General features: G+C 72.6%; 13 protein-coding genes. 6 read left to right on the top strand and 7 right to left on the bottom strand.

What is annotated here, in order from left to right; all coding sequences use genetic code 11:
* Positions 1–58: 58 nt before the first annotated feature.
* Entirely contained in the window at positions 59–1,429 is a 1,371-nt protein-coding gene (locus BJY14_RS25810) for an alkaline phosphatase PhoX (protein ID WP_179845978.1), read from the bottom strand.
* A gap of 159 nt (positions 1,430–1,588) precedes the next feature.
* Here BJY14_RS25810 and BJY14_RS25805 point away from each other — a divergent pair, with 159 nt between their 5' ends.
* From BJY14_RS25805 to BJY14_RS25790, 4 genes are all read left to right on the top strand, one after another.
* Positions 1,589–3,811: a DUF4132 domain-containing protein gene (locus BJY14_RS25805; protein WP_179845977.1), complete on the top strand. Its 2,223-nt coding sequence runs from the start codon at positions 1,589–1,591 to the stop codon at positions 3,809–3,811.
* An 89-nt stretch (positions 3,812–3,900) separates the two neighbouring features.
* Entirely contained in the window at positions 3,901–6,069 is a 2,169-nt protein-coding gene (locus BJY14_RS25800; RefSeq protein ID WP_179845976.1) for an MMPL family transporter, read from the top strand.
* A gap of 5 nt (positions 6,070–6,074) precedes the next feature.
* Positions 6,075–7,244, top strand: a complete 1,170-nt coding sequence (locus BJY14_RS25795; protein ID WP_179845975.1) for a sensor histidine kinase — start codon at positions 6,075–6,077, stop codon at positions 7,242–7,244.
* Position 7,245: 1 nt separating this feature from the next.
* Positions 7,246–7,872 carry a response regulator gene (locus tag BJY14_RS25790; RefSeq protein ID WP_179845974.1) on the top strand — a complete coding sequence of 209 codons (627 nt, stop codon included), beginning with the start codon at positions 7,246–7,248 and terminating at the stop codon, positions 7,870–7,872.
* Here the strand turns inward: BJY14_RS25790 and BJY14_RS25785 are convergent.
* From BJY14_RS25785 to BJY14_RS25765, 5 genes are all read right to left on the bottom strand, one after another.
* On the bottom strand, positions 7,869–8,585 hold the full coding sequence (locus BJY14_RS25785) for an ABC transporter permease (protein WP_179845973.1): 717 nt from the start codon (positions 8,583–8,585) through the stop codon (positions 7,869–7,871). The two genes, BJY14_RS25790 and BJY14_RS25785, sit on opposite strands and share 4 nt — an antisense overlap.
* Positions 8,582–9,493, bottom strand: coding sequence for an ABC transporter ATP-binding protein (locus tag BJY14_RS25780; RefSeq protein WP_179845972.1), 912 nt, complete (start codon positions 9,491–9,493; stop codon positions 8,582–8,584). The genes BJY14_RS25785 and BJY14_RS25780 overlap by 4 nt, the downstream gene beginning before the upstream one ends.
* A gap of 55 nt (positions 9,494–9,548) precedes the next feature.
* Positions 9,549–10,427, bottom strand: a complete 879-nt coding sequence (locus BJY14_RS25775) for an ABC transporter permease (RefSeq protein WP_179845971.1) — start codon at positions 10,425–10,427, stop codon at positions 9,549–9,551.
* Positions 10,424–11,383 carry an ABC transporter ATP-binding protein gene (locus tag BJY14_RS25770; protein ID WP_179845970.1) on the bottom strand — a complete coding sequence of 320 codons (960 nt, stop codon included), beginning with the start codon at positions 11,381–11,383 and terminating at the stop codon, positions 10,424–10,426. Before BJY14_RS25770 ends, BJY14_RS25775 begins: the two co-directional genes overlap by 4 nt.
* An 85-nt stretch (positions 11,384–11,468) precedes the next feature.
* The gene (locus BJY14_RS25765) at positions 11,469–12,425 is read right to left on the bottom strand and encodes a DUF389 domain-containing protein (RefSeq protein WP_179845969.1); all 957 of its coding nucleotides are present in this window, start codon (positions 12,423–12,425) and stop codon (positions 11,469–11,471) included.
* A gap of 136 nt (positions 12,426–12,561) precedes the next feature.
* Between BJY14_RS25765 and BJY14_RS25760 the strand changes: the two genes are divergently transcribed.
* Together BJY14_RS25760 and BJY14_RS25755 are read left to right on the top strand one after the other, a co-directional pair.
* Positions 12,562–13,251 carry an HNH endonuclease family protein gene (locus BJY14_RS25760; RefSeq protein WP_179845968.1) on the top strand — a complete coding sequence of 230 codons (690 nt, stop codon included), beginning with the start codon at positions 12,562–12,564 and terminating at the stop codon, positions 13,249–13,251.
* 20 nt (positions 13,252–13,271) lie between these two features.
* On the top strand, positions 13,272–13,595 hold the full coding sequence (locus BJY14_RS25755; protein WP_246396093.1) for a hypothetical protein: 324 nt from the start codon (positions 13,272–13,274) through the stop codon (positions 13,593–13,595).
* A gap of 37 nt (positions 13,596–13,632) precedes the next feature.
* On the opposite strand, the gene glmM is transcribed toward BJY14_RS25755, so the two are convergent.
* Complete coding sequence (gene glmM, locus BJY14_RS25750; protein ID WP_179845967.1) at positions 13,633–14,976, bottom strand: phosphoglucosamine mutase; 1,344 nt, start codon at positions 14,974–14,976, stop codon at positions 13,633–13,635.
* Between the last annotated feature and the right edge of the window lie 15 nt (positions 14,977–14,991).

The raw sequence follows: 14,991 nt of genomic DNA, 5'->3' as shown, positions 1-14,991 counted from the left end.
GCCTTCGGACGCGATCGCAACCCTTCAGGTTGTTGCTTGGTTGCGGTGGTGGCTGGGGTCAGCGGGTCCAGGGGCCTGTTACGGCGAAGGTCGTGCCTGGGGTGTAGGCGTTGACGTACATCGTGCGGTTGTCGGGGGAGAACGTGACTCCCGCGAACTCGCCCCACTCGGGTTCGGTCTCGGTGCCGATGTTCTGGCGGTTGCGGGCCATGGGGTAGACCGTGCGGCGGCGGGAGACGCCGAAGACGTGCTGGGCGCCGTTGCCGTCCTCGCACACCATCAGGCCGCCCTGCGGCGCCAGGCAGATGTTGTCGGGCGACTCGCCGGGCTTCTCGACGTCGGTGTCCGGGCCGAACACGATGACGAGGGTGAGCCGGCGGTGGCGCGGCTCGTAGGACCACACCTGCCCGAAGTGGTCCGCCTGGGAGCCGTCCTTCTTCTTCGCGAAGCTCGACACGAAGTAGACGCGGTCGCCGCCCCAGTAGCAGCCCTCCAGCTTCTGGGCGTGGGTGATGCCACCGGACCCGAAGTCCTGGAACCGGATCGGGGTCTGCGCCGCGAGCGGGTCGGGCACCTTCTTCCACTCGACGTGCTCGAACACGGTGCCGGGCTCCTGCACGACCGACAGGTCCGGGACGCCGGGGACGCACAGCGCCTCCAGCCGACCGCCTGCGCGCAGGCTGCCGAACCCGCCGCGCGGCCGCTTCGGCTGGAACCGGTAGAACAGCCCGAACGGCTTGTCGAAGGCGTCCTCGGTCTCGTAGACGGTGCCGTCGCCCGGGTCGACGGCGATCGCCTCGTGCTGGAATCGCCCCATCGCGGTCAGCGGCTCGGGGACGGTGCGGCCCTGGTCGTACGGGTCGACCTCGAAGATGAACCCGTGGTCCTTGGTGTAGTTCCCGGTGCCCGCCTTGTCCTCGGTCTCCTCGCAGGTCAGCCACGTGTTCCACGGGGTGGGGCCGCCCGCGCAGTTGACGGCCGTCCCGGCGATGGCGACGCGCTCGGTGTGCACGCGCCCGGCCGCGTCGACCTCCAGCGCGGTGCAGCCGCCGAGGCCGCCCGGGTCGTAGGTGACGCCGTCGACCGCCGGGACCCGGTGCGCGGCGTCCGGCCGGTTCTCGTGGTTGCGGACGAGCCACGTCCGGCCCCGGCGCCCGGGGAAGGCCGACATCCCGTCGCAGTGGCTCGGCACCGCCCCCTCCCCCGAGCGCAGCGGGTCGCCCTCGCGGGACAGGACGGTGTAGCGGAAGCCGCGCGGCAGGTCCAGCAGGCCCTTCGGGTCGGGCACGAGGGGCCCGTACCCGTCGTGGCCGCCGGTCGGGGCGGCGGACGCGCTTCCTGCGAACAACTGCTCCACGGCTCCGGTGAAGGCGATCCCCGCCCCCACCGCACCCGTCCTGGCGAGGAGCTGGCGGCGCGTAACTGTCATGAGCACACTCCCTGATGGATCGTTACAAGATCCCCTCGCCCGTTGTAACACGCGTCACATTGATTGTGAACCGGCCCGGCCCGTGAACCGGCCGAACCGCGCGTCGTGGTCGTGCGTCTGACGGTCGATACTGTCCGTGCCTGTGGTGAAACTGGAGCGATGACCGACATTCCCGCCGTCGAGGACGCCCCCGAGAGCGCTCTGCCCCGCCTGCTCGTCGATCCGCCGTGGACGCGCCGGAGGCGCGCGAATGCCGAGCCGGTCGTCCTGAAGGGCCTGAAACGCCCGAAGACGCCCGCTGTGGAGTCCTGGCCGCCCGGGGTGCGGGACGAGTGGCTGAAGACCCCCCACATGTTCCCGAAGGCGCACGAACCCTTCCCCGAGGAGCCCGACTGGAAGGCGCTGGCCGAGCGGTTCCGCAGCGGCGAGATGCTGAAGCTCCCGCAGGGCGGGGACCGGCGCCGCGGCTACTACTGGCTGTTGATGCAAGGTCCTGACGACCTCGCCGACGAGCTTCTCGCCGACGAGCGCTACTACGGCGACTGGGACAGCTACGTGAACGTGGTCCCGCTGAAGCACTTCGCCGCGCGTCGCGGCATCACCGCCCACCGGCTGCTGCTCCACGCGGCGAAGGGGCACATCTCCTGCGCGGCGGCGCTCGTCCCGTTCCTGGACGACGCCACCGCGCAGATCATGATCGGCGCGCTCGGCCGCCACCAGGTCGACGAGGCCGCGCGGCTCTGGTTCACCTGGCACGGCGCCGCCGTGGCCCCGTTCGTCATCCCGGACGCGCTGCGCAAGCCCGGCCCCAAGCGCACGAAGGCCGAGCAGGGCCTCACTCTGATCGCCCGCGAGCACGGCAGCGGCTGCCTCGTGGACGCGGCGCGGGCGTACGGCGACGAGGCGGTCGCGGCGATCGAGGAACTGCGCACGGACCCGCTGGACCAGTTCCCCGACGAGCTGCCGGAATGGGACACCGAGACCGTCGGCAAGCTCCCGCGGCTCCTGCTGCGCGGCCGCGAGCAGGCGCTGCCGGTGAAGGCGGTCCAGCACTTCGTGACGATGCTGCTGATCTCCACTCCGGAGGACCCGTACCCGGGCTGCGAGCAGGTCATCGAGCTGTGCGACCCGGCCTCCCTGGCCGAATTCGCATGGGCTCTCAGCGTCCACGACCGTGGCAGCGGGCTGTGGGCGTCGCAGGGCGTGCAGTACGCCCTGCGACGCTTCGGCGACGCCGCTGCGGCCGCCCGGCTGGCCGACCGGATGGTGCGTTGGGACAACTACTACACCTGGACGTTCAAGGGGTGGACGGCGCTCGACGTCCTCATGGCGATCGACATGCCCGCCGACGGCAGGCTGCGCCATCTGGACCGCATCGTCCGCCGCGGGGCCGACACCAAGCACCTGCGCCCCCGCGCGCAGGGCCTGCTGAACGCCGCCGCACGGAAGCGCGGCCTGACCTCCGAGCAGCTGGCGGACCTGCTCGTCCCCGACCTCGGCCTGGACGCCGAGGGCTCGATGACGCTCGACTACGGCCCGCGCCGGTTCGTCGTCGGCTTCGACGAGCAGCTCAAGCCCTTCGTGACCGACGGGGACGGCAAGCCCCGCAAGACGCTGCCGAAGCCGGGCGTCAAGGACGACGACCAGCTCGCGCCGCTCGCCCACCAGCGGTTCGCCGACCTCAAGAAGGAGGCCCGGGCGGTCGCCGCCGACCAGATCAGGCGGCTGGAGAAGGCGATGGTGGCCGGGCGCTCCTGGACGCCCGAGGAGTTCCGCTCGGTCTTCGCGGGGCACCCGCTGATGCGCCACATCGCGCGGCGCCTGGTGTGGTCGGCGGACGGCACCGCGTTCCGGGTCGCCGAGGACGGCACGCTCGCCGACGTCCACGACGACGGGTACGTCCTCCCGGAGGGCGCCCGCGTGACGCTCCCGCACCCGGTCCTTCTGGGGGCGGACACCGTGGCGGCCTGGGCGTCGGTCTTCGGAGACTACGAGATCCTCCAGCCGTTCCCGCAGCTCGGACGTCCCGTCCACGAGCTGGAGGACGGCGAGCGCGAGGCCACCCGGCTGACCCGCTTCGAAGGCGCCACCGCTCATTTCGGCAAATTCATGGGCATGACGTCCCGCGGCTGGGAGCTGGGCGACAAGGAGACCGGCGGGTTCCGCCGCCAGGTCAACCTGATCACCCCGGACGAGCGGCACGTGATGGTCGCGTTCGAGCCCGGCATCCGCGTCCTGAACCCGGAGGAGTTCGCGGAGCAGACGATCGAGCGCGTCATGCTGATGACCGGCCGCTACTCCGGGAAGGCGCATCCGTTCGGCGCGCTCGACCCGGTCACCGCGTCCGAGATGCTCGCCGAGCTGGCCCGCCTGACCGCCTGACGGGGACCCGCCGTCCACCGATCGGTGGACGGCGGGTTCCACCGGTCGAGGCTCATGCGCGCAGGGGTGCCGCAGCCAGCATTTCCGGTATGACGGATCTACTCGTACGCATGGCCCGGTGGAGCGCCGGGCACCCCTGGCGCGGCATGGCGGCCTGGCTGCTGTTCGTGGTGCTGTGCCTCGGGATCGGTATCGCGGCCGGAGGGCACGCCGCCACGACCGAGGACTTCCGGATCGGCGAGGCCGGCCGGGGGGAGGCCATCGCGGCCGAGGGCGGGCTCCAGCAGCGGCCCGTCGAGCACGTCCTGGTCACCGGAAGGGGCGCGGCCGCCGACGCGGCGGCGCGGGACGCCGCCGCGCGGATGGGGCGGCTGCCCGAGGTCGCGTCGGTGTCCGCGCCCGTGCGGTCGAAGGACGGCTCGGCGGTCCGCGTCGACGTGACGCTGAAGGGCTCCGAACTCCAGGGCAAGGAGCACGTCGAGCCGTTGCGGGCCCAGACCGCCGCCGTCCAGGCCGCGCACCGGGGCGTGCGGGTGGAGGAGACGGGCTCCCCGTCGATCAGCAAGGGCGTCGGGGAGCTGCGCGACGACGACCTCGCCCGCACCGAGATGATCGCGTTGCCGATCACGCTGGTCACGCTGCTGCTGGTGTTCGGGTCGTTCGCGGTGGCGGTCGTGCCGGTGGTCCTCGCGCTCACCTCGATCGCGGCGGCGATCGGCCTGTCGATGCTCGCCTCGCACGTCTTCCCGGACGCCGGGGTCGGCGCCAGCGTGATCCTGCTGATCGGCATGGCGGTCGGCGTCGACTACACCCTCTTCTACCTCAAGCGGGAACGGGAGGAGCGGGCCCGCTCGGGCGGCAGGCTGGACGCGCGGGCGGCCGTGGAGACCGCCGCGGCGACGTCGGGGCGCTCGGTGGTGGTGTCCGGGCTGGCGGTCGCCGCCTCCAGCGCGACCCTCTACCTGGCCGACGACGTGATCTTCTCCTCGATCGCGACCGCGGCGATCGTCGTCACGCTGATCGCGGTCGTCAGCTCGCTGACCGTCCTCCCGGCGGTGCTGGCGAAGCTCGGCGGGTGGGCGGAGCGGCGGGCCGTCCGGCGCGGCCGGACGCCGAAGCCGCCGCGGACGGGCGGCGGCCGGATCACGCGGGCGATGCTGCGTCCGACCGGAAGGCACCCCGCCGTGACGCTCGCCGTGGCCGTGACGGCGATGCTGGCCCTGACCGCGCCGCTGCTGAGCATCGACCTCACCGACATGGGCCGCGACAGCCACCCGCGCGAGATCCCGGCGATGCAGACCTACGACCGGTTGAACGCGGCGTTCCCCGAGCTGAAGGCCATGCACCAGATCGTCGTCCGGGCCGACGCCGGACGCGCGGACGAGGTCACCGCGTCCCTGCGCGCCCTGGCGGAGCGAGCCGAGGGCGACCCCCTGCTCGCCGGGACGTCCGAGCTGCGGACCTCGCCGGACGGGCGGATCAGCCTGCTCGAACTCGCGGTGCCGCACCACGTGAGCACCGGCGCCGCGCGGCGCTCCCTGGAGCGGGTCCGCGGCGAGTACGTCCCGGAGACCGTCGGGAGGCTCGGCGTGGAGACCGCCGTGACCGGGGACGTGGCCCGCTACGCCGACTATCCCGAGCACCAGGAGGGCAAGCTGCCGTTCGTCATCGGGGCGCTGCTGCTGGTGACGTTCGCGATGACCGTGTGGGCGTTCCGCTCGGTGGTCCTCGGGCTGATCGGCGTGGTGCTGAACCTGCTGTCGGCCGGCGCCTCGCTCGGCCTGCTCACCCTGGTGTTCCAGGGAACGTGGGCGGAGGGGCTCCTCGGCTTCACCTCCACCGGCTCGGTCGGCTCCCGCGTCCCGCTGTTCCTCCTGGTGATCCTGTTCGGGCTGTCGATGGACTATCAGGTGTTCGTGATCAGCCGGATCCGGGAGGCGGCGCTGCGCGGCGTCCCGACCCGGCAGGCGGTGCTGGACGGGGTCGGCGGCTCGGCGAGCGTCGTGACCAGCGCCGCGTTCGTCATGGTCACGGTGTTCGCCGGGTTCGCCACCGTCCACATCATGGAGCTGAAGCAGATGGGCTTCGCGCTGGCGGTGGCGGTGCTCCTGGACGCCGCCGTCATCCGCATCACGGTCCTGCCCGCGCTGATGCTGCTGCTCGGCGACCGGTGCTGGTGGCCCGGACGGCCGCACCGGCGCGGCCCCCACCGGGCGGCGGACCGCGCGACCGGGTCCGTGCCGCAGAACATAGGCTGACCGGCATGGTGCAGCCCGGTGAACGTCCTCAGGTGCGGGCGCTCCGCAGGTGGTACGCGGCCGCCTGGGTCCTGTTCGGGCTGATCCCGCCCGCGCTGGCGGTGGCGGACCAGCCGGACTCCACCAGAGCCCCGACGCTGGCGCTGCTCTCCGTGCTCGGGCTCTGCTACCCGATCACGGAGACGTTCCCCGGGAACCCCGCCCTGCGCCGGAACACGTTCCTGGGCACGCTGATCGCGGGGATCGGCGCCGTCTCCTACCTCATGGGCGGCGCCGCGTCCCTGCTCATCACGTCCCTCCCGCACTTCTGGATCCTCGCGGGGAGCCCGCGGCGCGCGGTGCTGCTCAGCGGCGCCGCCACCGCGGCCGCCGTCGCCGGCGGCGCCCTCCACAACGCCCCGGGCGGGGAGCCGCTGACCGGCAACTCGATCGCCGCGCTCATCGGGTACGCGACGGGCGTCCTGTTCGGGCTGTGGATGCACCGGGTGGTGCGGCAGTACGACGAGCGCGCCCGGGGCCTCGAAGCCGACCTGGCCGACGCCGAGCGCCGCCTCGCCGAGGCGCAGCGCCGGCAGGGCGCCGCCGACGAGCGCGAACGGATCGCCCGCGAGATCCACGACACGCTCGCGCAGGGGTTCGCGTCCATCGTCGTCCTGGCGGAGGCGGCCCGCGACGGCCTGCGCTCCGACCCGGACCGCAGCGGCCGCCAGCTCGTGTCGATCGAGCAGACGGCGCGGGAGAACCTCGCGGAGGCGCGCGTCCTCGTCGGAGCGGCGTCGCAGGGCAGCGTCGCCCCCGCGTCGGTCGCCCGGACGCTGCGCCGCACCCTCGACCGGTTCGCCGAGGACACCGGGCTCACCGTGCACGCCGAGCTGCCCTACGTCGAATGCGACCAGACGACCCGGATCGCGCTGCTGCGCTGCACGCAGGAGTCGCTCGCCAACGTCCGCAAGCACGCAGCCGCGTCGACGGTCGGCGTCGTCCTCGAACGGCACCCGCACGGCGTCGAGCTGGAGATCACCGACGACGGGCGCGGGTTCGCGGTGGCCGCCTCGCGCGGCTTCGGCCTCGACGGCATGCGCCGCCGCCTCGCCGAGCTGGGCGGCGAGCTCACCGTGACCAGCTCCCCCGGCGAGGGCACCCGGATCCTCGCCATGATCCCCGCGAGGGCGTGAGATGACCGCGAAACTCAGGATCATCGTGGTGGACGACCACACGGTCATGCGCGCGGGCGTCGTCGCGCTGCTGGCCGCCGAGCCCGGCATCGAGATCGTCGGCGAGGCCGGCGACGGCCGCGAGGCGATCGCCCTGGCCGAGCGGCTCCGTCCCGACGTCGCGCTGCTCGACCTGCGGATGCCCGTGCTGGACGGCGTCGCGGCCACCGCCGAGCTCGGCCGGCTCGGCACCCGCGTCCTCGTCCTCACCACCTACGACACCGACGCCGAGATCGAGCGCGCGATCGAGGCCGGGGCCATCGGCTACCTGCTCAAGGACACCACCCGCGACCAGCTGGTCGACGCCGTCCGCGCGGCGGCGCGCGGCGAGACCGTCCTCGCGCCCCGGGTGGCCGAGAAGCTCGTCGCCCGGATGCGCCGCCCCGAACCGGCCGCGCTGACCGCCCGGGAGATCGAGGTGCTACGGGCGGTCGCCGACGGCCTGTCCAACGCCGAGATCGGGCGGCGGCTCGTCATCACGGAGGCGACCGTCAAGACCCACCTGCTCCGCGTCTTCGCGAAGCTGGACGTCGGCGACCGCACGCACGCCGTCGTCGTCGCCATGGACCGCGGCCTCCTCGCCCGCTAGTCGGCGCTGGCGACCGGCAGGGAGCGGAGCCGGAAGGTGGCGAGGAACGCCCCGACGAGCGTCACCGCGACCAGCAGCCCGATCGCCACGGGAAGGTCCACGGTCGACCTCACCGGCGAGGCGCCGGTGAGCGCGTCCGTCACCGACAGGCACCACTGCTGGATGGACGCCGACTTGGCGCCCGGCGCGAAGTTGCCGAGCAGCGACTCCCACACCAGCGCGTACAGCAGGCCGATCGTGACCGCGTTGCGGCTGGCGACGGCCAGCGCGACGAACACCGCGCTGTAGACGACGCCGCCGATCAGCACGCCGATCGCGAACGCCGGCGTCAGCTGCGCGGTCGTCCCCGTGAGGATCAGCCCCGCCAGCAGCGTCGGCACCGCGGCGAACGCCGTCACCAGGACGATCGCCACGACCAGCTTCGTCAGCACGATCACCTCGCGCGGGACCGGCTTGGTCAGCACGTACATGATCTGGCCGTCGTCGATCTCCGGGCCGATCACGCCCGTCCCGGCGATCAGCGCGAGCAGCGGCAGCAGCGTCGCCAGGCCGAACTTCTGCAGGACGTTCGCCGACACGTCCAGGTCGTCGTTGCCGGTCACCTTCAGCGCCGCCGCCAGCACCAGCAGGAGCAGCGGCAGCCCCAGCAGGAGCAGCGCGCGCTTGCGTCCGAGCATCGCCCGGAACGTGATCATCGCGATCGTGCCATTCATCGGGCCACCAGGTAGGAGAAGACGCTTTCGAGGGACTCGTCGGCCGGGGAGACCTCCCACAGGCGCACGCCGGCGTCCCGGGAGACCTGCGGGAGCAGCCAGGTGAAGCGCTGGAAGTCGACCGCCTCGACCTGCAGGCCCTTGTCGGTGAGCTGGACGCTGCGGGCCGACCCGTCGGCGATGACGGCGGCGGCCAGGCGCCGGTCGTCGGACGAGCGGACGAGGAAGATGTGCGGCCGGTCGGTCATCAGCCGCCGGATCTTGCGGAAGTCGCCGGACGCCGCGTGCCGCCCCGCCACGATCACCTCGATGTGGCTGGCGAGCCGCTCCACCTCCTCCAGGATGTGCGAGGAGAACAGGATCGTGCGTCCCTCGGCCGCCATCCGCTGGATGAGGTCCATCAGCTGGAGCCGCTGCCGCGGGTCCATGCCGTTGAACGGCTCGTCCAGCAGCAGCACGGGCGGGTCGTGCACCAGCGCCGACGCCATCTTGATGCGCTGCTTCATGCCCTTGGAGTAGTTGCCGATGGGGCGCCCGGCCGCGTAGTCCATCTCCACCAGGCCGATGGCGCGGCGGGCGGCGGCGCGCGGATCGGGCAGCTTGTGCAGCTTGGCCATCGCGAGGATGAACTGCTCGCCGGTGAGGAAGTCGTACGCCGACTCCCGTTCGGGCACGAGCCCGAGGCTGCGGTAGACGCCCGGGTTCCGCCAGATCGGCGTCCCGTCCAGCGTGACGGACCCGGACGACGGCGCGAGGAACCCGCCCATCATGTGGATGAGCGTCGACTTGCCCGCCCCGTTCGGGCCGAGGAGCCCGGTGACGCCCGGCCCGACCTTCATCGTCACGCCGTTGACGGCGACGACGTTCCCGTACCACCGGGACACGTTCTCCAAGATGAGCTCGCTCATATCTTCCTCCCATGTGGGGAGGCGACCCTCCACACCCCCCGGTTCGCTTCGCTCATCAGGAGAGGCCCGCCTTCCGGAACCTGCGGTAGAGCACCGCGACCGAACCGACGACGACCAGGGCGCACACCGCGAGCGCGACCACGCCGCCCGCGACGCCGGACGGCACCCCGGCCGACGACGACTGGGCGCCGAGCAGCCGCACCTGGACGATGTCGACCAGGTTGAACGGCGTGAACAGCCCCGCCCAGCCCTGGACCGTGAAGTTCGTCTGCGCCTCCGCGATCCCCTGGACGGCGCCGACGAACGCCGCGCTGATCATGTAGACGGCGATCACCGCCGCGACCCCGAACCCGCGCCGCGGGGTGAACGCCGCGACCACCATCCCGATGGCGGCCAGGACGAGCGCGAACAGGACGCACCCGACGAGCGCGCCGAGGTACTTCAGCAGTTGCTCGCCCGAGTCCGGCATCTTGGAGATCAGGCCGCCGACGTACAGGACGGTGACGGGCACCGCCATCAGCGCGAAGAGGGCGGTCGCCATCGCGGCGGCCTTCGCCAGCACGAAGTCGAGATGGCCGACCGGGCGCGAGAAGTACAGCGGGATGACGTGGAAGCGCACCTCCCGCGAGGCCAGCACCGGCGCCTGCGTGGCCAGGAAGATCGCCACGATGACCTGCATGATGTTGGCGTAGGAGGCGTAGCGGAACAGCGCGTCCTCCTGCTTGGTGAACGCGAACGCCGCGACCGACCCGGCCGCCGGCAGCAGCATGATCGCCGCCAGCAGGAACGGCATCACCTTCGCCCGCGCGGGGCGGCCGAGGCCGTAGGCGGCGCGCAGGTTGTGCACGTACAGCGACCGCAGCACGTACGCCCGGCCGTTGCGGCGCCCCTCGTAGTGCCGGTAGCCGATGTCGTGGATGGTGCTGGTGCTCATCGCGGCGCCCCCTCCTGCACGTCGCCGGGCCGCACGCCTCCGGCCGGGGGCGGCGGCGCGGGCGGCGTCTGGAAGACCTCTTCGATGTGGTGGCGGCGCTGCTCCATCCGGATCAGCCGGAGCCCGAGCTCGGCGACGCCGTCGCGGACCAGGTCGTAGGTCTGCTCGCCGGCGATGTCGACGACGAGGAACCGGCCCTCCGGACGGACGGCCACGCCCTGGTCGTACAGGTGCCGTCCGAGCGCGTCGCGCTCCTCGTCCACCTCGACGGTGAGGACGCCGCTCTCGGCCGTGTACGCCTCGACCGCCTGGGAGCGCAGCAGCTTCCCGCCGTCGACGATGACGACGTGCTCGCAGACCCGCTCCAGCTCGCCCAGCAGGTGCGAGGTGACGAGGACGCTGATCCCGAACTCGGTGCCGATCCGGCGGATCAGGTCGAGCATCTCGTCGCGTCCGGCCGGGTCGAGGCCGTTGGTGGGCTCGTCCAGGAAGACGAGCTTCGGGTCGTGGACGAGGGCCTGCGCGAGCTTCACCCGCTGGCGCATCCCCGTCGAGTAGCCGCCGATGGGACGGTAGCGCTCCTCGTACAGGCCGACGTGCCGCAGGGTGTCGGCGGCGCGCTCGCGGGCCGCGGTCGGCGGCAGCCCGCACATCCGGGCCATGTGCACGACGAACTCGGTCGCGGACACGTCCGGCGGCAGGCAGTCGTACTCGGGCATGAACCCGACGCTCTCCCTGATCCGCAGGCCTTCGCGCGCGATGTCGAGGCCGAGCACGGTCGCGGTCCCGGAGGTGGGCGGCAGCAGCCCGAGGAGGATCTTGATGAGCGTCGACTTGCCGGCGCCGTTGGCGCCGACCAGGCCGACGACTCCGGGCTCGACGGCCACGGAGAGGTCGTCCAAGGCGGTCACCCGGGGGAACCTCATCGTCAGGCCCTGGGTGGCGATGATGGGCATACCGTCGAACCTAGCGGCTGGCCCGGCGTGGCACGTCACCCTGAAGGGCGATCAGGGGAAGCCTTTGGTCCGATGCCGAAGCGACCTAAGTTCCCCGCATCGCGTTCCTTCGGCCGCGCCGGCGCAGCACGACGGCCCACACGGCCCGCTGGAGGAGCAGGGTCAGCGTCCCCGCGATGATCATCCCGCCGACGTTGACGCCCAGCTGGAGCAGCGACCCGTTGATCTCGCTGCCGTGCTTGAGCGCCATCGCGACCGCGAGGTTGCCCGCCGCGGGCACGGTGGTGACCGAGATGAAGACCCCGACCAGCGCCGACGACTTGCCCGCGGTGAGCGACAGGACGCCCGCGGCGCCGGCGAGCAGCGCGACGATGAACGACCAGCGGTCCGGGCTGTAGATGAACGCGGTGAGGGGGCGGTCGTCCGGCAGGCGGTCCAGCTCGATCACGCCGGTCCACCGGGCGGCCAGCGCGCACACGTAGGTGACCGCGATCGCCACGGCGAACCCGACGGCCAGCGCCCGCACCGCCTGCACGATGCGCCCGGGCTGGAGCCGGACCAGCCCGTAGCAGATCGCCGCGATGGCCGCGAACTCCGGTCCGAGGACCATGGCGCCGACCACCAGCACCGGTGAGTCGATCAGCGCCGCGATCGCGGCGAGCTGCGTGGCCAGCACGAGGAACGCCACGAACGACCAGGTCAGCGCGGTGCCCTCGCTGACCTGCCGGTCCAGTTCCTCCCAGACGACGGCGTCGTCGCCGTGCCCCGGTGCCAGGTCCTTGGCCGTTTCGGCGCGGTCCGACAGCGTCAGGTCGACCTTGTCGAGGGCGATCGACCCGTCCCGGTCGACGTCGAGGGCGCGCAGCGCGTCCAGCACCTCGTTGGCCGACTCGCGGGCGATGTCGGCGGTGACGAGGTCGCCGCGCGGGGCGCGGGCGGCGCCCTCGATCACGACGACGTTGGTGGCGCCCGCGCAGGCCGCGAGCTCCTTGCAGACCGCTTCCGTGCGCTCGGCCGGGACGATCGCTCTGAGATGCAACACGGGCCAATCGTGCCGTATGCGTCGCGGTGCTGTGTCACGAGCGCATCCGGAGGAAGACCAGGCCACAATGTTTGATCGATTATTTGCCTGAAAGATGGCAAAAACGCCAAGAAACTCCCCCCAGGACGGTGAAGTCATGACACAGCCTCCGGTGCTGCTGAAGGCCGCGCGGACGGCCGCGGCGGGCCTCGCGCTCGCCGTCCCGCTGGCGACGGCGGGCTGCGAGGGCGACGTGGGCCTCTCGCAGACGGGATCGCCCTCGTCCGGCTCGACCAGGCCCGCCTCCGGCGACGAGGCCAAGGCGCGCAAGAACCTGTCGGGGCTGCGGATCGCGTCGGCGACGGACGGCGGCTACCGGCGCGACAAGTTCGGCACGCGCTGGAAGGACACCGACCACAACGGCTGCGACCAGCGCAACGACGTCCTCGCCCGCGACCTGACGAAGGTCGAGAAGAAGGGCCGCTGCATCGTGCTCGCCGGAAGGCTGGACGACCCCTACAGCGGCAAGCAGATCACCTTCGAGAAGAAGGACGCCTCCGAGGTGCAGATCGACCACGTCTACCCGCTCGCCCTCGCCTGGCGGATGGGCGCCTCCCGCTGGAGCGAGGACAGGCGCGAGCAGTTCGCCAACGACCACGACAACCTGCTCGCCGTCTGGGGCGTGCCCAACCGGGAGAAGAGCGACTCGGGCCCCGGCGAGTGGAAGCCCCAGAAGGGGTTCCAGTGCGTCTACGCGATCAAGTACGTCGCGGTCGCGAAGGAGTACTCGCTCCCGGTGACGCGCTCCGACCACGACGCGCTGCAGGACTTCCTCGCCCGCTGCTGACCGGCCGTAGGCTCGTCCCCATGAGCGAATCCCGCGGCGAGGACGCCGGCAAGGACATGGAGAGCACCGAGCGGGAACGGCCGCGGGTGCGGACGGAGCGGGGCGTGGGGGCCCGGGCGACCGGCGCGGAGGTGACCGGCGCGTCCGCGACCGGGCTGACGCTGCGGGCCGGGAACGGGCTCGGGTCGCTGGCGCTCGGGGCCATGGCCCTCGGCGCGGTCGCGGTCGGCGCGGTCGCGATCGGCAAGCTCGTCGTGAAGCGGGCGGTCGTCGGCCACCTCCAGGCCGGGACCGTCGAGATCGCGCATCTGAAGGTCGGCCGGCTGGAGATCGACGAGCGCTAGCCGGGCGGGCGCCGCCCGCCCGGCCGCGCCCGGCGGGCTAGCCGAGGGTCGTGCGGACCACGCCGGCGAGGTGCTCGGCCACCGACTGGGCCTGCGCCTCGGACGCCGCCTCCACCATCACGCGCACCATCGGCTCGGTGCCGCTCGGGCGGATCAGGACGCGGCCGGTCTCGCCGAGGCCCTCCTCGGCGACGGAGACGGCCGCGGCGAGCTCGGGGGACGTCTTGGCACGGTCCTTGTCGACGTCCTTGACGTTGATGAGGACCTGCGGCAGCCGCGTCATCACCTTGGCCAGCTCGTCGAGCGGCCGCCCGCGGCGGACCATCGCGGCGAGCAGGTGCAGGCCGGTGAGGACGCCGTCCCCGGTCGTCGCGTGATCCAGCATGATGACGTGGCCGGACTGCTCCCCGCCGAAGCCGAAGCCGCCCTCCTTCATCGCCTCCAGGACGTACCGGTCGCCGACCGCGGTCTCCACGACGGTGATGCCCGCCTCCCGCATGGCCAGCTTGAAGCCGAGGTTCGACATCACGGTCGCGACGACGGTGTCGGCGGCGAGCGCGCCGGCCTCCCGCAGGTCCAGGGCCAGGATCGCCATGATCTGGTCGCCGTCGACGACCTCGCCGCCCGCGGTGACCGCCAGGCACCGGTCGGCGTCGCCGTCGTTGGCGATGCCGGCGTCCGCGCCGTGCTCGCGGACGGCCTTCTGCAGCGCCTCCAGGTGCGTGGAGCCGCAGCCCGAGTTGATGTTGAGCCCGTCGGGGGCCGTGCCGATCGTGATGACCTCGGCGCCCGCGCGGCGCAGCGCCTCAGGGGCGACGTCGCTGGAGGCGCCGTTGGCGCAGTCGATGACGACGCGCAGGCCGTCCAGCGACACCGGGACCGTGGTCAGCAGGTGCGCGACGTACTGCTCGACCGCGCCGTGCGCCTCCCGGACGCGGCCGACGCCCGCGCCGGTCGGCGGCTCCCACGCCTCGCCGAGCCGCGCCTCGACGCGGTCCTCCAGGTCGTCGGGGAGCTTGTAGCCGCTGCGGTCGAAGAACTTGATCCCGTTGTCGGGGGCCGGGTTGTGCGAGGCCGACAGCATCACGCCGAGGTCGGCGTCCAGCGCGTGGGTCAGGTGCGCCACCGCGGGCGTCGGCAGGACGCCGAGGCGCAGCACGTCCACCCCGGCGCTCGCGAGGCCCGCCACGACGGCGGCCTCCAGGAACTCTCCCGAGGCGCGGGGGTCGCGGCCGACCACCGCGACCGGGCGGTGCCCCTTGAACGCGCCCTGCTCCCCCAGCACCCGCGCCGCCGCGACGGACAGGTCCATGGCGAGCGGGGCGGTCAGATCGCGGTTGGCGAGTCCGCGCACGCCGTCGGTCCCGAACAGACGAGCCACAGTTCAACTCCCGAT

The organism is Actinomadura luteofluorescens (assembly GCF_013409365.1).
Lineage (GTDB): Bacteria > Actinomycetota > Actinomycetes > Streptosporangiales > Streptosporangiaceae > Spirillospora > Spirillospora luteofluorescens.
This window is presented reverse-complemented; position numbering and strand designations above follow the sequence as displayed.